This window comes from Pseudomonas sp. N2-3-1-14 (assembly GCF_041228395.1).
GTDB lineage: Bacteria > Pseudomonadota > Gammaproteobacteria > Pseudomonadales > Pseudomonadaceae > Aquipseudomonas.
Genome location: NZ_CP166199.1, coordinates 6203504 through 6222743, shown reverse-complemented (window position 1 = coordinate 6222743; position 19240 = coordinate 6203504). Strand labels below are relative to the sequence as shown.

Sequence of the window (19240 nt, the reverse complement as noted above, 5' to 3'; positions counted from 1 at the left end):
TAGAAGTCTGTGAAACAGAACTCCCTGAATGGATGGTTCAAGAGCGGCGCCCCGGGCGTCTGGATCAGCGGTGGCGCGGTGTCCATCGCGGTCATCATGACCATTGGTTTGCTGGCCGTGATTGCCGTGCGTGGCCTGGGCCACTTCTGGCCGGCCGACCTGATCCAGGCCAACTACAACGTGCCGGGCCAGGAAAACCATATCGTCATCGGCGAAGTGGTGCAGAAGGAAGAAGTGCCCCGCGAGCGCCTGAAAAGCGCTGGCCTGCCGGTGCCCGACCAGGGCCCGGAGTTCATGACCCGCGAGCTGATCAAGGTCGGCAACCGCGACCTGAACGGCAACGACTTCACCTGGATCGTCGGCGAGTGGCTCAAGGACCAGACCAAGCCGGCCAACCTGATGGCCATCGAGCGGCGTGAGTGGGGCAACTTCTACGGCACCCTGGTCAACGTCAAACAGGACGGCAAGGTCATCGCCGAAGGCGAGGCCGCGTGGCCGGAGCTGCAGGCCCGCGTTGACCGCGTGAACAAGCTGGCTGCGCAACTCAAGAGTCTGGAAAAAACCGACATCGGCGCGATCAACGCCGGGCTGGAGCGTATCCGCCTGCACGGTCGCAAGCTGGAGCTGGAAGGCAAGCTCGACGCTACCGCCCAAGCTGATATGGATTCGGACCGCGCAGAACTGAACAACCGCTACAAGGACATCGAAGCGCGCCTGGCGGACCTGCACACTCAGTTCAACCGCGACAGCCTGACGGCGCGCGACGCTAACGGCAAAGAAGTGGAAATCGGCATCGGCAAAGTGGTGCACGCCTACCAGCCGAACGCCATGGGCACGATGACCAAGGTCGGCTTCTACTTCAGCAAGGTCTGGGAATTCCTCAGCGATGACCCACGGGAAGCCAACACCGAAGGCGGGATCTTCCCGGCGATTTTCGGCACCGTGATGATGACCCTGATCATGGCGATGATCGTGACGCCGTTCGGTGTACTGGCGGCGGTGTACCTGCGTGAATACGCCAAGCAGAACACCCTGACGCGGATTATCCGCATTGCGGTGAACAACCTGGCGGGCGTACCGGCGATTGTCTACGGTGTGTTCGGCCTGGGCTTCTTTGTGTATGTGCTGGGTGGCTCGGTTGACCGTCTGTTCTTCGCCGAAGCCCTGCCGGCACCCACGTTCGGCACGCCGGGCCTGCTGTGGGCCTCGCTGACCCTGGCGCTGCTGGCGGTGCCGGTGGTGATTGTGGCCACCGAAGAAGGCCTGGCGCGGATTCCTCGCACCGTGCGCGAGGGCTCCTTGGCACTGGGCGCGACCAAGGCGGAAACGCTGTGGAAGATCGTGCTGCCAATGGCCAGCCCGGCGATGATGACCGGCATGATCCTCGCCGTGGCCCGCGCCGCCGGTGAAGTGGCGCCGCTGATGCTGGTGGGTGTAGTGAAACTGGCGCCGTCGCTGCCGCTGGACGGCAATTACCCGTACCTGCACCTGGACCAGAAAATCATGCACCTGGGCTTCCATATTTATGACGTCGGCTTCCAGAGCCCCAACGTCGAAGCTGCGCGGCCACTGGTGTACGCCACCGCCTTGCTGCTGGTGCTGGTGATCGCCACGCTCAACTTGTCGGCGGTGTGGATCCGTAACCACCTGCGCGAAAAATACAAGGCACTGGACAGTTAACACGGCCCAATGTGGGAGCTGGCTTGCCTGCGATGCAGGCAACTCGGTTGAACAGGTACACCGCGGTGATGCCTTCGCAGGCAAGCCAGCTCCCACACTTAACCGCGTCACACACAGATTTTTGAGTAAACCGCCCCGGCGGTTCAACCAAACGAATTGGTAGCACAGGGAGCATCCCATGCAACACGAAACCCATACCCACGGCATCAACATGTCGGCCCTGGGTCGCGACAAGCAGAGCCTGAGCCTGGCCCAGGAAACCGTGGCCATCGAAGTGCCGGGCCTGAGCCTGTACTACGGTGAAAAGCAGGCGCTGTTCGACGTCAGCATGAATATCCCCAAGCAGCGCGTGACCGCCTTCATCGGCCCGTCCGGCTGCGGCAAGTCGACGTTGCTGCGCACCTTCAACCGCATGAACGACCTGGTCGACGGTTGCCGTGTAGAAGGCGCGATCAACCTCTACGGCACCAACATCTACCGCAAGGGCGAGGACGTGGCCGAGCTGCGCCGCCGGGTGGGCATGGTGTTCCAGAAGCCCAACCCGTTCCCCAAGACCATCTACGAAAACGTGGTCTACGGCCTGCGCATCCAGGGCATCAACAAGAAACGCATCCTCGACGAGGCCGTTGAATGGGCGCTCAAAGGCGCGGCACTGTGGGATGAGGTCAAGGACCGCCTGCACGAGTCGGCCCTCGGTTTGTCCGGCGGCCAGCAGCAACGTCTGGTGATCGCCCGCACTATCGCCGTGGAGCCGGAAGTGCTGCTGCTCGACGAACCGTGCTCGGCACTCGATCCGATCTCCACATTGAAAGTCGAAGAGCTGATCTACGAACTCAAATCCAAGTTCACCATCGTCATCGTGACCCACAACATGCAACAGGCGGCGCGGGTTTCCGACTACACCGCGTTCATGTACATGGGCAAGCTGGTGGAATTTGGCGACACCGATACCCTGTTCACCAACCCGGCGAAGAAGCAGACCGAAGACTACATCACCGGTCGCTATGGCTAGCCCCAGCTGCACGCCGCACGTTTCAAGCGGCAAGTAAAAGCAGTTTGATCAACGACACACATCAGCTTGCAGCTTGTAGCCTGCGGCTTACAGCTTTTGCGGAGCAAACCCATGATTAGCAAAGAAGGCCTTACCCATCACATCTCCGCGCAGTTCAACGCCGAGCTTGAGGAAGTGCGCAGCCACCTCCTGGCGATGGGCGGGCTGGTGGAGAAGCAAGTCAACGACGCCGTCACCGCGCTGATCGAGGCCGACTCGGGCCTGGCCCAGCAAGTGCGTGAGATTGATGACCAGATCAACCAGATGGAACGCAACATCGACGAAGAATGCCTGCGCATTCTGGCGCGTCGTCAGCCGGCGGCGTCTGACCTGCGTTTGATCATCAGCATTTCCAAGTCGGTGATCGACCTGGAGCGCATCGGTGACGAAGCCACCAAGATCGCCCGTCGCGCCATCCAGTTGTGCGAAGAAGGCGAAGCGCCGCGCGGCTACGTGGAAGTGCGCCACATCGGCGACCAGGTGCGCAACATGGTGCGCGATGCCCTCGACGCTTTTGCGCGCTTCGACGCCGAGCTGGCATTGTCGGTAGCGCAGTACGACAAGACCATCGACCGCGAATACAAGACCGCACTGCGCGAGCTGGCCACCTACATGATGGAAGACCCGCGCTCTATCTCGCGGGTCTTGAACATCATCTGGGTGCTGCGTTCGTTGGAGCGTATCGGCGACCACGCGCGCAATATCTCGGAACTGGTCATTTACCTGGTACGCGGTACCGACGTGCGGCACATGGGCCTCAAGCGCATGAAAGCCGAAGTTGAAGGCACGGCCGATCAAATCCCTAATGTTCCGGGCGAATCTGACGATAAGTAAGGTTGCCCGAGAAATTAACGCCCGGCCTTTGGGCGGGCGTTTTCGTTTGCGGCATCTGAATTTTTTGCGCGGCAGGAACAATAAAGTCCTTCTGTGAATCGCGAGTTTTGGCAAAATGCCATCAGTCAGGCGTTTTGCGTGCCGAAGTTTTTATAGGATGAAGGGTCGATGAGTAAAGTCAGTGTATTGGTGGTGGACGACGCCTCGTTTATTCGCGACCTGGTGAAGAAGTGCCTGCGCAACTACTTTCCGGGGATCAAGATCGAAGATGCGGTGAACGGCAAAAAGGCGCAATCCATCCTGATGCGCGAGACCTTCGACCTGGTGCTGTGCGACTGGGAAATGCCCGAGATGTCGGGCCTGGAGTTGCTGACCTGGTGCCGTGAGCAGGCCCATCTCAAAGCCATGCCGTTTGTGATGGTGACCAGCCGTGGCGACAAGGAAAACGTGGTGCAGGCCATTCAGGCCGGCGTCTCCGGCTACGTCAGCAAGCCGTTCACCAACGAGCAATTGCTGAACAAGGTCAAGCAGGCCCTGCACAAGATCGGCCGCCTCGACGCGCTGATCGCCAGTGCGCCGACCAAAATGAATTCGGCTTTCGGCAACGACTCCCTGAGTGCCCTGACCGGCGGCAAGCCTGAAGCCGTCAAACCGGCGCCGGTGGCTGCGCCAAGCAAAGGCCTGCTCAACAGCCCGCCGGTGCAAACGCCAGCGGCAGCGCCGGCCGGCGGCCGTGGTCAAGGGCAGCTGCGCCTGTCCAGCGGCACCCAGCAATGCGTGATCAAGGCGCTGAGCATCAAGGAAGCGCTGCTGGTGGTGCGTCGCGGTGAAGTCCTGCCGCAGGTACTGGAAAGCGCGGTGCTCGACCTTGAGCAAGGCGACAACGCCGAAGTGGCACGTCTCAACGGCTACCTGCACGCCGTCGTCGCCTACGAGCCCAAGCCCGACAGCGACTGGCTGCAACTGACCTTCCGGTTTATCGACCAGGACGCGCAGAAACTCGACTACATTTCCCGCCTGATCGCACGCGGCACGGCGCAGAAGCACTTTGTGCCGGGTGCGTGATTGCCTGCATAACGGGAATCAACCGACCGTCTGATTCCCGGTGCTTGGCTTGATTTATATCTGTTTCGATATAGGCTCTCGATAACGCATCAGTGTTATCGAGCTTTTGCTATGCCTTGAAACAAAGCTCCACCGCCATGGCCTGAATCGTCTATTACGCTTTTTCTTTCCAGCAAAGGAGAAGCCAGTGCCCAGGCACAAGGATGTGGTGTTTCTAGGAAGCTCACTCAAGGACCTCAAGGAGTTTCCTCTCGACGCCCGAAGGGCAGCCGGTTTTCAGTTGGATCTTCTGCAACAGGGCGAACAGCCTTTTGATTGCAAGCCCATGAGAACTATCGGACGGGGCGTCAGTGAGATTCGGATCACTGAGCAATCAGGCGCGTTTCGAGTGTTCTATGTGGTCAATCGCCCAGAGGCTGTCTATGTGTTGCACGCGCTGCGCAAAACCACACAGAAAACCGAAGGGTGCGATATCGAACTGGCGCGTGCCAGATTGCAGGAGTTAGGTTAAGCCTATGACAGACCCAAAGATTCACACCGAACGCTTCAGCAACGTCTGGGATGCTCTGGAGGACACTCCCCAGCAAGCCGCCAATATGCGCCTGCGCTCAAAGTTGCTGCTGGCGTTGTGCAACACCATCCGCAGTTGGGAGCTCTCTCAGAAAGCGGCCGCTGAGCGGCTCAATATCAGCCAGCCTCGGCTCAATGACGTCCTCAATGGCAAGATCGACAAGTTCTCGCTGGACGCATTGGTCAATTTGTCTGCCGCAGCGCAGTTGGAAGTCGATATCTGCTTCTCCCCGCTGCCGGCCTGATCATCGACGCGGGGGCGAATCGCTCACCCCCCGCGCTCTATCTGATCAATCCAGCAACAGCACCTTGGCCAGCACGATCTTCGGCCCTTTCATCTTCTTGATGATGATTCGCAAGCCTTCAACCTCCAGCACTTCTTCCTCTTCCGGCACGCGTTTGAGGGTGTCGTAGATCAGCCCGGCGAGGGTTTCGGCTTCGATGTGGTCCAGGTCGACACCCAGCAGGCGTTCTACCTTGAACAGCGGCGTGTCGCCACGCACCAGCAGTTTGCCCGGCTGGTAGGCGAGGATGCCGCGCTCGGCCTTGCGGTGTTCGTCCTGGATATCGCCGACCAGCACTTCCAGCACGTCTTCCATGGTCAGGTAGCCGATTATCTTGCCGTCGGCTTCCTCTACCAGAGCAAAGTGCGCGCCGCCTTTGCGGAACTGCTCCAGCAACTGCGACAACGGCATATGGCGCGATACGCGCTCCAGCGGGCGGGTCAGCTCGGCCAGGTTGAACGACTCGGGGATGTGGTCCAGTGCCGCCAGTTCCAGCAGCAAATCCTTGATGTGCAGCAGGCCGACAAACTCATTGCGCACCGCGTCATACACCGGGTAGCGGCTGAATTTGTGGCGGCGGAACAGCGCGAGGATTTCCTTGAGCGGGGCGTTGAAGTCCAGAGTGACCAGGTCTTCGCGAGAGTTGGCCCAGTCCACCACTTCCAGTTCGCCCATTTCCACGGCGGAGGCGAGTACACGCATGCCTTGGTCGCTCGGGTCCTGGCCACGGCTGGAGTGCAGGATCAGCTTGAGTTCTTCACGGCTGTAATGGTGCTCATGGTGCGGGCCAGGCTCGCCTTGGCCGGCAATACGCAAAATTGCGTTCGCACTGGCGTTGAGCAGGTAAATCGCCGGGTACATCGCCCAGTAGAACAGGTACAACGGCACCGCGGTCCACAGCGACAGCAACTCGGGTTTGCGGATAGCCCAGGATTTAGGGGCCAATTCACCCACCACGATGTGCAGGTAGGAGATCACAAAGAAGGCGGCAAAGAACGACACGCCCTTGATCACTTCCGGCGACTCTACGCCCACCGCGCCCAGCAACGGCTCGAGGATATGCGCAAAAGCCGGCTCACCGACCCAGCCCAGGCCCAGGGAGGCGAGGGTGATACCCAACTGGCAGGCCGACAAGTAGGCGTCGAGCTGGCTGTGCACGGTGCGCAGGATCTGCCCGCGCCAGCCGTTCTTGTGGGCGATGGCCTCGACCCGGGTGGCGCGCAGTTTGACCATGGCGAATTCCGCCGCAACGAAGAAACCGTTGAGCAGTACCAGGATCAGTGCAAAAAGAATCATGCCGAAGTCGGCGAAGAGTGTAGCGAGGGTGATGCCAGGGGAAGGGTCCATGATGGGGTTTTGCAGGTTCCGTGTGTTCAATAAGGGGTGACAGAAGTGCCTGAAAGGCAGGCGCAAGTCGGCCAATGTAGCGGCTGACGGGGCGCTTGCCTAGTGCCCGCTGCCGGGCGGGGCCTGCAGAAACGATCCAAATCCAATGTGGGAGCTGGCTTGCCTGCGATAGCGGACTGTCAGTTGGGGGTATGTTCAGCTGACCCACCGCCATCGCAGGCAAGCCAGCTCCCACACTTAGCTCGGCATCGTTCTCAGGTTATTCATCATTCCCGACCAGCCGCGAACGGGTCACCTGTGTCGGCGGAAAGTGGCAGGTAAACGTGCTGCCATGCCCCAGCACGCTGCTGATTTCCAGCCGTGCGCGATGGCGCAACAGCACATGCTTGACGATGGCCAGGCCCAGTCCGGTGCCGCCGGTGTTGGAGTTACGGCTGGAGTCCACACGGTAGAAACGCTCGGTCAGGCGCGGCAAGTGTTTGGCGTCGATGCCGATGCCGGAGTCCTGCACGCTCAGGTGTGCGCCGTGTTCATCGGCCCACCAGCGAATGCGGATATTGCCCTTGTCCTGGGTGTACTTCACGGCGTTGAACACCAGGTTGGAAAACGCGCTGCGCAATTCGCCCTCGCTGCCTTTGAGCAGCACCAACGGGTCGGCTTCCAGGGTGATCTGCTGCCCGCGCTCGCCGGAAAGCGCCTGGGCGTCATTCTTGATGGTCTGCAACAGGCTCTGCACGGCGACGGGATGGTTGTCCGACGGGTAATCGGTGGCCTCAAGCTTGGCCAGCAACAGCAGGTCGTTGAGCAGCGTCTGCATGCGCGAGCCTTGCTGCTGCATTTGCTGCAGGGCGCGGCTCCAGCGCGGGTTGATCTCGTCGACGTTGTCCAGCAGCGTCTCCAGGTAGCCGCAGATCACCGTCAATGGCGTGCGCAGCTCGTGGGAGACGTTGGCAACGAAGTCTTTGCGCATCTGTTCCAGCTGGTGGATGCGGGTCACGTCGCGCACCAGCATCAGGTGCTCGTTGTTGCCGTAGCGCGTCAGGTACAGCTGGATGCGCACGCGGTCATTGGTGGGCGAGGGGATTTCCAGGGCTTCTTCGTAATTGTCCTGCTCGAAGTACTCCTTGAAGCGCGGGTGACGCACCAGGTTGGTCACCGGCTGGCCGCTGTCCTGGGGCGTCTTGAGGCCCAGCAGGGTTTCGGCGGCGCGGTTCCACCATTCCAGGTTGCCATCGCTGTCGAGCATGATCACCGCGTCCTTGAGCGCGGCGGTGGACTCCTGCACACGGTCGATCACCGCCTGCAGGCGCCCGCGAACGCGTTGGTCGCGACGTTGCAAGTGGTAGATGCTGTCGAACACCTCGCCCCACAGGCCGTAGCCGTCGGGTGGTGCTTCGTCGGGTTTGTGCTGGCGCAGCCATTCATGCAGGCGCAGCAGCTGTTTGAGGGTCCAGCCCAGGTACAGACCGATGCCGACGGCCAGGCTCCAGCCGTATTGGCCGCTGACCAGGCCGACCACCAGGCAGCCGGTGATCAATAACAGCATGTGGCGGATCAGGGTGCCATGCCAGTTCTGGTTCACTTAAACATGCGTCCTTGTCAGCTGTTAAGGAAAGGGAAGGGCTGGCTCAGCCTTTGGTGGAAAAGCGGTAGCCGGTGCCGCGCACGGTTTGTACCAGATTCTCGTAGGCATCGCCCAAGGCTTTGCGCAGGCGGCGGATATGCACGTCGACGGTGCGCTCTTCCACGTACACGTTGCCGCCCCACACCTGGTCCAGCAGTTGGCCACGGGTGTAGGCGCGTTCCTGGTGGGTCATGAAAAATTGCAGCAGACGGTATTCGGTCGGGCCCATCTCGGCTGGCTTGCCATCGATGGTCACGCGGTGGCTGATCGGGTCCAGGATCAGGCCGTCGACTTCGATCGGCGCTTCGCCATCGGTAGGGCCCGCACGGCGCAGCACGGCCTTCAGGCGGGCAACCAGCTCGCGTGGGGAAAACGGCTTGGTGATGTAGTCATCGGCGCCCACTTCCAGGCCCTGGATCTTGTTGTCCTCTTCGCCTTTGGCGGTGAGCATGATGATCGGGATGTCCCCGGTCAGCTCGTCACGCTTGAGGCGGCGGGCCAGCTCGATGCCGGAGGTGCCGGGCAGCATCCAGTCCAGCAGGATCAGGTCCGGCTTGCGGTCGACGATGATGGCATGGGCCTGCTGGGAGTTCTCCGCCTCCAGGCAGTCATAGCCGGCCATTTCCAACGCAACGGCGATCATCTCGCGAATGGGCGCTTCGTCGTCAACGATCAGAATGCTCCTGCCAACCATGCCTAAATCCTCTTGTCATTTAACTGTCTTGCGCCGCATTAGATAACGGAATTATTGCAGTCGTGTGACAGTAATTTAGTCGCTTGGGCAATTCTCGGCACTCTGGACTACCCTTTGGGTCCGAATCCTGACAACCACAAAAGGAAGGTTCCGATGACTCAAACTACTTTTTCCTGGAAAGCCCTGCTGGTAACGGCCGCGTTGACGCTGCCGACACTGGCATTCGCGGCAGACCCTGCGATGACCAAAGACGGCATGTTGGTGGACCACAAGGGCATGACGCTCTACACCTTTGCCAAAGACGCCGATGGCAAGTCCATGTGCAACGACAAGTGCGCCACCAACTGGCCGCCGTTGATGGCCGAATCCACCGACAAGCCAATGGGCAAGTGGACCGTGATCACCCGTGATGACCAAAAAAGCCAATGGGCCTACAGCGGCAAGCCGCTTTACACCTTCGTGATGGACAAAAAGGCCGGTGACATGACCGGTGAAGGCAAAATGGACGGTGCCTGGAAGGTCGCCAAGCCCTGATCGCTTAGCGGCCAGTGAGCTAATTGTGGCGAGCAGGCCTGTTAGGGCTAACAGGCTTGTTATGGTTTGAGGGCTTGTTGTGGCGAGCGGGCTTGCCCCGCGTTGGGCTGCGAAGCAGCTCCAAAACCTGACGCCTCGGTCTTTCTGACGAAACACAGTGGCCCTGAGAGGGGCCGCTGCGCGCCCCAACGCGGGGCAAGCCCGCTCGCCACAGGGTCAACGGAACGCGTAGTCCGCCACAATCCCGACAAAAATCGCCAACCCGGCCCAGTGGTTGTGCAAAAACGCCTTGAAGCATTTCATGCGGTCCTTGTCGCGGGTGTACCAGAACTCCCAGGCAAAGCAGCCTGCCGCCGCCAGCAACCCCAGGTGGAACCAGCCGCCCAGCTCGAATCGCATACCCGCCAGCACCAGGCAGACCAGCGACAGGCCTTGCAAAGTAAGGATGATCACGCGGTCGGCATCGCCAAACAGAATGGCAGTGGATTTCACGCCGATCTTCAAGTCGTCGTCGCGGTCGGTCATCGCGTAATACGTGTCATAGCCCACCGTCCACAACAGGTTGGCGATGTACAGCAGCCACGCCGTGGCAGGCAGGTGACCGGTCTCAGCGGTGAACGCCATCGGCATGCCCCACGAAAATGCCGCGCCCAATACCACCTGCGGGTAGTAGGTATAACGCTTCATGAACGGGTAGCTCGCCGCCAACGCCAGGCCGCCGAGTGACAGCAGGATGGTGGTGGCGTTGGTCAGCAACACCAACAGGAAGCTGATGCCCATCAGCACCGCAAAAAACACCAGCGCCTCTTTGGAACTGATCTTGCCGCTCACCAGTGGGCGTTGTTCAGTGCGTTTCACGTGACCGTCGACCTTGCGGTCGGCCCAGTCATTGATCACACAGCCGCCGGCGCGGGTCAGCACCACGCCGAGCACGAAGATCACGATATTGAGCAAGGACGGCGAGCCCTTGCCGGCAATCCACAGCGCCCACAGCGTCGGCCACAACAGCAGGTAGATGCCGATGGGCTTGTCCATGCGGGTCAACTGAATGAAATCCCAGGCCCTGGGGTTCAGGTGGTTCAGGGACTTGAGCAGACGTTGATACATCAGCAGTTCTCCGCACGGTCATGCAACGCCTGCCAGAAGCGCGGCAGGAAAATTTCCGCCACCAGCACGCTCAGCGACCCGCGATCAAAGCGCGAGCGGCGTCCCCACAACCCGTCGGCCTGGTCCGCGGTCGGCAGCCATTGCCGTGGGTAGTGGCACACCTCGATGGCCTGGCGGGTGAAGGCGTGGTCGCAAAACAGCAACTCGCCCAGCGAACGGCTGCCCAGTTCGTCCATGTGCAACCCGTCGCCTTGCAAGGCACTGCGCGCCGCCACGCTGCGCGCGAACACCCACGGCTGACCATGGCCGCGCAGATACACCTCGCGCACCCAACCGACAGTGGCCGGGGCCAGGCTCAGCGCCGCGCATTCATCGTCGCGCAACGGCTGCCAGCCTTCGAACAGCGGCGTCACGCTGAAGCCATCGTCGGACAGCCCCGTCAGCCGCCGCGTCAGCGAGCCTTCGTCGAACAGCCAGTCAAGGGTCAAGGGCGCGGGCAGTGGGCTCAGGAGGCTCTGGGTCAGCCATTGGCAAGCATCGGGAGGGGCGATTGAGTGCGGCACGGTGAGTCAGTATTGGCAGCAAAAGAGGCGGCGAGCTTACCATGGCATCCTGAGCTTTTGCCGGGCTGAACCGGCCGTTTGCGCCGAACATGCTTGCATCTGCCGGCTCCGATCAGTACAAAACGCCCTGAGCCGCACGGCAACGTTGGTCTATCGACCGTCGGCCAAGATGCCTGGACCCTGAGGAAGCAAGTAATGAAGAAGTGGCAATGTGTAGTCTGCGGCCTGATCTATGACGAAAAAGATGGCTGGCCGGATGACGGTATCGCACCGGGCACCCTGTGGCAGGACGTTCCGGAAGACTGGCTGTGCCCGGACTGCGGCGTGGGCAAAATGGATTTCGAAATGATCGAAATCGGTTAATCATCGATTTTTGAAACGTACTTCAAGGAGAAAGGAATGAACGCACCTGTCGTGATCATCGGCACAGGATTGGCCGGTTACAACGTGGCCCGGGAGTTTCGCAAGCTCGACAGCGAGACCCCGTTGCTGCTGATCACCGCAGATGACGGGCGCTCCTACTCCAAGCCCATGCTCTCCACCGGCTTTGGCAAGAACAAGGAAGCCGACGGCCTGAGCATGGCCGAACCGGGCGCCATGGCCGAGCAACTCAAGGCCGAAGTGCGCACCCACACCCGCATCAGCGGCATCGACCCGGGCCACAAACGCCTGTGGATCGGCGAGGAAGCGGTGATCTACCGCGACCTGATCCTGGCCTGGGGCGCAGAAACCGTGCGTGTCCCGGTTGAAGGCGACGCGGCTGAGCTGATTTTCCCCATCAACGACCTCGAAGATTACGCGCGCTTTCGCGCCGCCGCCGCCGGCAAACGCCGGGTGCTGCTGCTGGGCGCCGGCCTGATCGGCTGTGAGTTCGCCAACGATCTGATCCTCGGCGGCTACGAAATCGACCTGGTGGCGCCGTGCGAGCAGGTCATGCCGACCCTGCTGCACCCGGCGGCAGCCGCCGCCGTGCAAGCCGGGCTGGAACGCCTCGGCGCGCGTTTCCACCTGGGCCCGGTGCTCAATCGCCTGCAGCGCACGGCTGATGGCCTGGAAGCGCACCTGTCCGACGGTGAAGTGATTCACTGCGACCTGGTGGTTTCGGCCATCGGCCTGCGCCCACGGGTGGACCTGGCTGCCGCCGCCGGCCTGCAAATCAACCGTGGAATCATGGTCGACCGCCACCTCAAGACTTCCCACGCCAACATCTACGCGCTGGGCGACTGCGCAGAGGTCGATGGGCTGAACCTGCTTTATGTGATGCCGCTGATGAGCTGCGCCCGCGCCCTGGCTCAGACCCTGGCCGGCAACGCCACGGCCGTGAGCTACGGGCCGATGCCGATCACCGTGAAAACCCCGATCTGCCCGCTGGTGGTTTCCCCACCGCCACGCGGCACCGAAGGCGTGTGGAGCGTCGAAGGGCAGGGCGCCGACATCAAGGCCTTGTGCCGCGACGCCAGCGGCCGCCTGCTCGGCTACGCGCTGACCGGCAGCGCCGTAATGGAAAAACTGGCCCTGAACAAAGAACTTCCGCCGTTACTGGCGTAAATACCGGTCGTTCTGTCGGAATCAGCACGTTCTTACCTCTATAAAGGTCGCCGCGAGACTGGCGGAGCGTGCGTGGGCATGCCATCCTCACTCCCGTCTGCCGCAGAGTAGAGCCTGCGGCGCCTTGGGCGCTGCTCCACAAGAGAGCAGCACGGACATAACAACAAAAAACCGTCAAAGAGGCTTCACTTATGCGTAAACCAGAACTCGCAGCCGCCATCGCTGAAAAAGCGGATCTCACCAAAGAACAGGCCAACCGCGTACTCAACGCCGTTCTCGAAGAAATCACCGGCGCCCTGCATCGCAAGGACAGCGTCACCCTGGTTGGCTTCGGCACCTTCCTGCAACGCCACCGCGGCGCCCGCACCGGCAAAAACCCGCAAACCGGTGAGCCAGTGAAAATCAAGGCGAGCAACACCGTTGCATTCAAGCCGGGCAAGTCGCTCAAAGACAGCGTCAACCCGTAATCGCGGGACCGTCTGAAGGGAGGCGGGATAGGAAAAAATGGGCACGCCGACTGGGTTGGGTGCCCATTTTTTTGGATAGGAATCAGACTTCCATGAAGTCGTCGTATTCCCGATAGTGATTGATTGCTCGGATCAAAATATCACTATCTGGCGCCTTAACCTTCTTTTGAATAACTTCGAATATGGCTTGAAGCGTTTGCACATCCAGCCAGGTTTCGACGTTTTCTTTTTCCAGGGACTTGGGGATAAGCTCGCCGGCAGAATTCTCGACTGTTTTATCGTCTTCCTCGAGATCGTCAATTTCGTCCTCGGAAATGAGGTAGAAAATTGCTTTCTCTGGTTCTTCTTCCCATTTATCCAAGTTGGTATAGACCCAGTCGTTATCGGTATGGGAGTTGACGGTGCTGAACAGGTTGGTGATGCCTTGCATCTTTTTCATCAGTAACTCCTCATTTTCTACAAGATGACCCGCCACCCCAGGTTTTTCTGCCGCCTACTCGTTTTCCGTTACGGCCTTTCGGGTGGTAGTCGCCGTGACGGTTTTTGTGGTCTTCGTGACTGACCAGCTGCAAATTGCCACCTACTACAGGGTGGTGATGCCAGGTCGAGCCCTTCATTGCTGTTGTTCTGAACTTGCCATTTTTCTTCGGCGCAACCCATTTTGAGATGCCTGGGTGTTTTGCTTCGACACTTGCTTGCAATGCGGGATCGTTCTTCATCGCGTAATGCAGTTGTCTGTTGGATTCGGCGAAATGTACAGAGTCCTTTGAGCGCCAGATTTCTTTGTTGATGTGGGCTTCGTACGATACGTCATAGACCCCGGGATTTGAGCTGGCCCATCCCCAAGGGTCGATCCATGAGACCGGGTTCGGCCCATATTGATAGAAGTTATGACCCCCGGCCAACCCAATCGGATCCGGCGTCGTAAACCGCCCCACATCCGGATCATAAAACCTGAACGTATTGAAATGGAGCCCCGTCTCCCGGTCCAGATACTGCCCCTGAAACCGTAGATTTTGCTCCTCGATGTAATAAGGCTCGCGCACCTCTTCCAGCGTGTTGCCCCACACCCGATAAGTCGCTTGCCAGACGCTGTGTCCGTCAGCTTCAGTCAGTTGCTCCGGCAACCCGTTCAGGTCGTTGTGGTAGTAACGAATTTTCTGCAGTGGGCCGTCACCGTCGACGCGGGCCAACGGTTGATAGCCGCCGTCGTCTTCATACACATAAAGACTGGTTTGACTGTGCTTGTGCTCCTGCAACAACCGCAGCCCATCCCACATGAACCGGGTTTCCCCCAACGGATACCCATCGCTGCCATGCTCGGTTTTTTCAACCCGCCGCCCCAGCGGGTCATACGCCATCCTGACCACGCTACCGCTTTCATTACGCACTTCAACCAACCGGCTTTCGGCGTCATACACAAACCGCTGCACGCCACGCTTGGCGCTGCGCTTCTCGATCATCCGTCCAAACGCATCGTAGCGATAACGCTTGTCCTGATACGTCAGCAGTTTGTTATGCACCACCAACCCGGCGCCCGTCTGCGGGCCGTCGAGCAGGTTGGCGGCGGCATCGTAGGCGAAGGTTTCGCGCTGGCCGTGCAGGTTGTCTTGGCTGGCGATGATGCGGCCGGTGGCGTCGTAGTGCAGCAGTTGACGGTGTTGTGCCGCGGGTTGCTGGTCGAGTTTGCCGATCAGGTTGTCGGCGGGGTCGTATTCGAACTGCTTTTGCGTCGCCGCAGGCATCAGCGATGGCTGGCTGTTAAGGCGGCGTTGGCGTGAGCGCAGGCGGCCGCTGCGGTCGTATTCGCTGCGGGTGCTGAGCTGGCCTTGGGTGCGCAGCACTTCGCGGTGCAGGCGGTCGCGTTCGAAGTCGCTGATGACCTGGCCGTCGAGGTTGATCTGGTGCAGGTGGCCGCTGCCGTAGTACAGGCGATTGAGCCAGCGCCCGTCCGGCAGTTGGGTCTGGATCAGGTTGCCGAGTTCGTCGTAGTGATGTTGCAGCTTGCCGCCGGCACTTTGTTCGGCAAGCAACTGGCCGACAGCGTCGTAGGCGAAACCCAACGCCTGGGCATTGCCTTGCAGATCAGTGAAGGTGACCGCCGTGAGCTGATCCACCGCATCGTAGCTGTACTCAGTGCGGCCATCGTCGGTGGTCTTGGCGACCAGTCGGCCGACCGCATCACGCTCCAGCCGATGAACGATGGGCGCTGGCGGCGTTTCGGGGACCACCGCCAAGCCATTGCCATAAGGCGCTGGAACGGCAGTCACCGCTGTGATGTTGTCCAGCCGGTCGTAGTCGTAGCGCTTGGCGCTGCCGTCGAGGTCTTGCTGTTCCGCCAGCCGATCGCCGGCATCCCACGCAAACCGATAGCTTTCACCGTTTTCATTGACCAACGCTTGCAGACGCCCGTAGCTGTCGTAGCCGAACTGCACCTGGCGACCATGGGCGTCGGTGCGCTGGCGTACCTGGCCTCGCCGGTTGTGTTGATAGAGCGTGGTGTGCCCGGCGGGATCTGTATAGCCCACCAACTGCCCGCTGGCATCGCGCTGGAAATGTTCGGTGCGGCCGTCCGGCAGTTGGCTGCTGAGCAATCGGCCCTGGGCGTCGTAGCTGAATTGGGTACGCTCACCGAGGGCATCGGTGATGAGCTGCAAATAACCGCGCTCGTCGTAGCTGAAGCGCGTTGGGTAGCCCGAGCAATCAATATGCTCGACCAGTTGCCCGAACGGGTTCCAGCGCAGTTGTTTGCTTTTGCCGGTGGCGTCGATGATTTCCACGACCTGGCCGTGGGCGTCATAACGATAGCGGGTGATGTAACCCAGCGGATCGGTCTCGGCGATGCAGTTGCCGCGCGGGTCATAGCGATACTGCCAACTGTTGTCGGCGGCGTCGGTCTCCACCAGCGGTAACGCCCAGTGCTCCAGCCATAAGGTGGTGTCGCTGCGCCCGAGCGGGTCGGTTTCGCCGATCAGGTTGCCGCTCTCATCGTAGCTGTACTCATAGCGGCCGCCTTGCGGGTCGGTGGCGCTGAGTAACTGGCGTTCGTCGTTCCATTCGAACAGCCAGGTCTGGCCGAGTTTGTCGCTGTATTGAATGATCTGATACTGAGTGTTCCAGTGCCGAGTGCTGACGCGTTGCAAACCGTCGGTGATGCGGGTCAGGCCCGCCTGCAAGTCGTAGTCGAACTGGTAGGCGTCGCCCTCATCGGTCCAGTGCCGGACCACGCGCCATTCCAGGCCTTCAACCAGTGCCCACTCATAGAAACAGCGCAACCCGGTGGGCAATTGATGCTCAACCATGCGCCGCCCGGCATCGTAGGCGAAGCGTCGCTGCACCTGGCCGGTTGCGTCGCGCACCTGTGCCAGATTGCCCTGGGCGTCATAGCTATAACTGACCAGCAATTCACGATGTTGATCCGGATAGAGGCGTTCGATGTGGGTCACATGGCCCTGATCACGGATCAGCTCAACCTGCACCAGATCGAACGTATCGCGCAGACGCACCAGGCGCCCGGCGTCGTCATAGTCGAGGTAAATGCGGTTGTCGTTACGGTCACCCAACTGGCTCAGGCGCAGTCGCGACGGGTTTGCCGGTGTCGGCTCGAACAAGCGGTACACGCCGTCGTCACTTTCGATCAGCAACTGCCCATTCAGGTGTCGCCGTACCGCAAGACCTTCACCGGCACTGAATACTGCGCCGCCCAACGGAATCGAACCCATGTCGATGGGCCGGCCCTGTTCATCGGTGTAGACCAGCGTTTCGCCGCCCTCGGGATGCGGCTGGATGTCGACGCACACTTCGTAGGCCACGCTCCAGCCGACGCCAAACAGGCTGCCCTGGCGTTCATCGCGGCTGTTGTAGAAGCGCTGCCAGTCAATCGGGAGGATACCCGGCAGCACAAAATCCAGGTCGTCGACACCGCCCAGTACCTTTGCGCCCGTCGCAGCATGCACCGGGTTCGACGAGCCCATCGCGGCGTTGGCCGCAGCGCCCATCGCGCTGCTGATGGCCATCGACGTCGCGCCGCTGACCAACATGCACGGTAACTTGCTGAAGAACTTGCCCTTGCCACCCTTGAGCATCAACAGTGCCGTGACCGCCAGCCCGACGCCTGGCGTCTTGCCGCTGCGAATTTCACGCACCACCACCGAACCGCCACCAATGGTCACGTTGGAGGAAATCAGCCCCGACGACACCACCGTCGCATCGCAGGTGCTGCGATCACCACTGCGCACGGCGGGTTGACCGTTGATCGTGACCTTTTCCGAACCCTCGGCCAGAAACTGCGGCGGCATCGGTGGGTGCTTCATGCACACGACCAGGTCCAGCGGCTTGGGCACGGCACCCGGCGCAGGTGTGGCAACGGTAGGGCGCCACATCTGCGAGAAGAACCCCGCGGCCATATCCAGGTAACTGGCTTCCGGCTCGGGCTTGGCTTCTTCCAGCTCGGTGCCGGCCGGTGTGACATGGGAGCTGATCGCCCCAGCCGCGCGGGCGGCGGGAATGTTGTTGGTCAGCGTATTGGTGGAACCGGTGAGAATATTCGCCTGCACCGTGGGTGGAAACAGCGCGTTGCTAAAGGCGTCGCATATCTTGGTCAGCCCTTTGTCCGCGCCACTCTTGCTCATGGCCAGGCCGACAATCGTGCCCACCACCGCACCCAGCAGGAAGCAGCCGAGGCCGCCGGTGGCCACGGTGATACCGGTGGCCGCAACCACGGCAGCCGTTGCCACGGCAGTGATCGCGATATTGGCCGCCACTTCCAGCACACCGCCGAGGATGTCCGCCATCATCGAGGTGTGGGAGAGCGCATCGCCCATCCGGGCTGCCCATAACGCGTCAGGCATATAGGCTAAAGACTGTACAAAATATTGTAGAAAGAGGTTTGCTTATCGTTTATCAGTGACAGATCGTGGCCTATTGGAATCTTTTCAAATTGCACTTTAGTAACGGCCATTCGACGCTTGATCACGGCTTCTAGCAGTTTGCCGAATAGCGCATCATCATCGACGAATTTTTTTAGCTTCAGAATCTCTCGTGGGTGGGTTCGCAGGATATAAAAAGCATAATTCATCAAAATAATACTAGAAACGAAAAGGTTTTCGGTTGATTGCAGTGGGTTGACGGTATCGACCAAGGCTTCAAAAGCCTGCTGCCTGTGGTGGGTGTAGGCATACAGGAACACGTCGGGATACATGAGTTCGCTGTAACGATCATTAAAATTTAAGCGATAATTTTTATTGTCCGGCGTAACCAAAAGTTTAACGATGTTTGTCTGGAACGCTTTCAAAGTGCTCAGCAGTGCGTGTTCTTTTCTGGTGTCTGCTTTAATCGTCTTGTATACCACGTTAATCAGGTCCAGCAGTGCTATAGATCCAAAAGCCTCGGTCACCATCAGCAGCTGGTTATCCTTGATACTGAACCTGCGATACACCTCGTCATCAATGCTCAATTCGAAAAGCAGGAACGTGAGCATGTGGTTCCTGAACGCCGCGTCCTCATCGATAGGGCTATTTTTTAGACTGATCAGCTGGATCAGATAGAAGAAAATAAAATAGTCTTTATTAGTGCGTTGACGATTGTCGATGTCCAACAAATGACCAAAACGAGACAGGACGAGTAGAAGGGCATAGCAATCTGCCTCCGTAAATCCCTGTTTCAACATGGCTTTTTCAAAAGCGCTCGCGGAAAAAAGATCGTGCCAACGGCTCACATAAAGCGTTGTCCCATTGCTTTTCTTGGCGGCAGCGGAGAGTAATAAGGGTTCGTCTTCCTGATAAAAAATAACGCCCAGTGCCTGAGGAACTGGGCGGATATTCAGGAAACTTTCAAGCTTGTATGAAATGAGATTGAAGATATCCATTTTGTC

18 protein-coding genes are annotated in these 19240 nt (G+C 59.8%); 10 read left to right on the top strand and 8 right to left on the bottom strand.

All coding sequences use genetic code 11. The features are described from left to right. Positions 1–9: 9 nt before the first annotated feature. The 6 genes from pstA to AB5I78_RS28860 all read left to right on the top strand — a co-directional run bounded on the left by pstA (position 10) and on the right by AB5I78_RS28860 (position 5445). Complete coding sequence (gene pstA / locus AB5I78_RS28885; protein ID WP_369302823.1) at positions 10–1680, top strand: phosphate ABC transporter permease PstA; 1671 nt, start codon at positions 10–12, stop codon at positions 1678–1680. Positions 1681–1858: 178 nt separating this feature from the next. Continuing rightward, entirely contained in the window at positions 1859–2692 is an 834-nt protein-coding gene (pstB, locus tag AB5I78_RS28880; protein ID WP_056860879.1) for a phosphate ABC transporter ATP-binding protein PstB, read from the top strand. Between the two features lie 111 nt (positions 2693–2803). Next, positions 2804–3565, top strand: coding sequence for a phosphate signaling complex protein PhoU (gene phoU, locus AB5I78_RS28875; RefSeq protein WP_053258703.1), 762 nt, complete (start codon positions 2804–2806; stop codon positions 3563–3565). A gap of 168 nt (positions 3566–3733) precedes the next feature. Then, positions 3734–4630, top strand: coding sequence for a response regulator (locus AB5I78_RS28870; RefSeq protein ID WP_369302824.1), 897 nt, complete (start codon positions 3734–3736; stop codon positions 4628–4630). Between the two features lie 187 nt (positions 4631–4817). Beyond that, a complete protein-coding gene (locus tag AB5I78_RS28865) occupies positions 4818–5141 on the top strand; it encodes a type II toxin-antitoxin system RelE/ParE family toxin (protein ID WP_369302825.1) in 324 nt (107 codons plus the stop codon). 4 nt (positions 5142–5145) lie between these two features. Further along, positions 5146–5445, top strand: a complete 300-nt coding sequence (locus tag AB5I78_RS28860; RefSeq protein WP_242201190.1) for a helix-turn-helix domain-containing protein — start codon at positions 5146–5148, stop codon at positions 5443–5445. Between the two features lie 45 nt (positions 5446–5490). On the opposite strand, the gene AB5I78_RS28855 is transcribed toward AB5I78_RS28860, so the two are convergent. The 3 genes from AB5I78_RS28855 to phoB all read right to left on the bottom strand — a co-directional run bounded on the left by AB5I78_RS28855 (position 5491) and on the right by phoB (position 9149). Next, complete coding sequence (locus tag AB5I78_RS28855; protein ID WP_010207573.1) at positions 5491–6831, bottom strand: hemolysin family protein; 1341 nt, start codon at positions 6829–6831, stop codon at positions 5491–5493. A gap of 259 nt (positions 6832–7090) precedes the next feature. Next, complete coding sequence (gene phoR, locus AB5I78_RS28850) at positions 7091–8377, bottom strand: phosphate regulon sensor histidine kinase PhoR (RefSeq protein WP_256676331.1); 1287 nt, start codon at positions 8375–8377, stop codon at positions 7091–7093. An 82-nt stretch (positions 8378–8459) separates the two neighbouring features. Then, on the bottom strand, positions 8460–9149 hold the full coding sequence (gene phoB, locus AB5I78_RS28845; RefSeq protein ID WP_003195617.1) for a phosphate regulon transcriptional regulator PhoB: 690 nt from the start codon (positions 9147–9149) through the stop codon (positions 8460–8462). 153 nt (positions 9150–9302) lie between these two features. On the opposite strand from phoB, the gene AB5I78_RS28840 reads away from it, so the two are divergent. Further along, positions 9303–9683 carry a hypothetical protein gene (locus tag AB5I78_RS28840; RefSeq protein ID WP_262206773.1) on the top strand — a complete coding sequence of 127 codons (381 nt, stop codon included), beginning with the start codon at positions 9303–9305 and terminating at the stop codon, positions 9681–9683. Positions 9684–9899: 216 nt separating this feature from the next. Here the strand turns inward: AB5I78_RS28840 and ubiA are convergent, their stop codons facing one another. Both ubiA and AB5I78_RS28830 read right to left on the bottom strand, forming a co-directional pair. Next, the gene (gene ubiA / locus AB5I78_RS28835; RefSeq protein ID WP_262206772.1) at positions 9900–10790 is read right to left on the bottom strand and encodes a 4-hydroxybenzoate octaprenyltransferase; all 891 of its coding nucleotides are present in this window, start codon (positions 10788–10790) and stop codon (positions 9900–9902) included. Beyond that, entirely contained in the window at positions 10790–11353 is a 564-nt protein-coding gene (locus AB5I78_RS28830; protein WP_242201184.1) for a chorismate lyase, read from the bottom strand. Before AB5I78_RS28830 ends, ubiA begins: the two co-directional genes overlap by 1 nt. 195 nt (positions 11354–11548) lie before the next feature. Here AB5I78_RS28830 and AB5I78_RS28825 point away from each other — a divergent pair, with 195 nt between their 5' ends. The 3 genes from AB5I78_RS28825 to AB5I78_RS28815 all read left to right on the top strand — a co-directional run bounded on the left by AB5I78_RS28825 (position 11549) and on the right by AB5I78_RS28815 (position 13368). After that, positions 11549–11716 carry a rubredoxin gene (locus AB5I78_RS28825; protein WP_003213373.1) on the top strand — a complete coding sequence of 56 codons (168 nt, stop codon included), beginning with the start codon at positions 11549–11551 and terminating at the stop codon, positions 11714–11716. Between the two features lie 36 nt (positions 11717–11752). Then, entirely contained in the window at positions 11753–12901 is a 1149-nt protein-coding gene (locus tag AB5I78_RS28820; protein WP_369302826.1) for an NAD(P)/FAD-dependent oxidoreductase, read from the top strand. Positions 12902–13092: 191 nt separating this feature from the next. After that, positions 13093–13368 carry an HU family DNA-binding protein gene (locus AB5I78_RS28815; RefSeq protein WP_003213368.1) on the top strand — a complete coding sequence of 92 codons (276 nt, stop codon included), beginning with the start codon at positions 13093–13095 and terminating at the stop codon, positions 13366–13368. 82 nt (positions 13369–13450) lie between these two features. Here the strand turns inward: AB5I78_RS28815 and AB5I78_RS28810 are convergent, their stop codons facing one another. From AB5I78_RS28810 to AB5I78_RS28800, 3 genes are read right to left on the bottom strand one after another with little or no spacing between them, the layout of a single operon-like run. Continuing rightward, complete coding sequence (locus AB5I78_RS28810) at positions 13451–13807, bottom strand: hypothetical protein (protein WP_369302827.1); 357 nt, start codon at positions 13805–13807, stop codon at positions 13451–13453. Positions 13808–13817: 10 nt separating this feature from the next. Continuing rightward, a complete protein-coding gene (locus AB5I78_RS28805; protein ID WP_370004315.1) occupies positions 13818–18218 on the bottom strand; it encodes an RHS repeat-associated core domain-containing protein in 4401 nt (1466 codons plus the stop codon). Between the two features lie 5 nt (positions 18219–18223). Next, positions 18224–19234, bottom strand: a complete 1011-nt coding sequence (locus tag AB5I78_RS28800) for a hypothetical protein (RefSeq protein WP_242201976.1) — start codon at positions 19232–19234, stop codon at positions 18224–18226. Between the last annotated feature and the right edge of the window lie 6 nt (positions 19235–19240).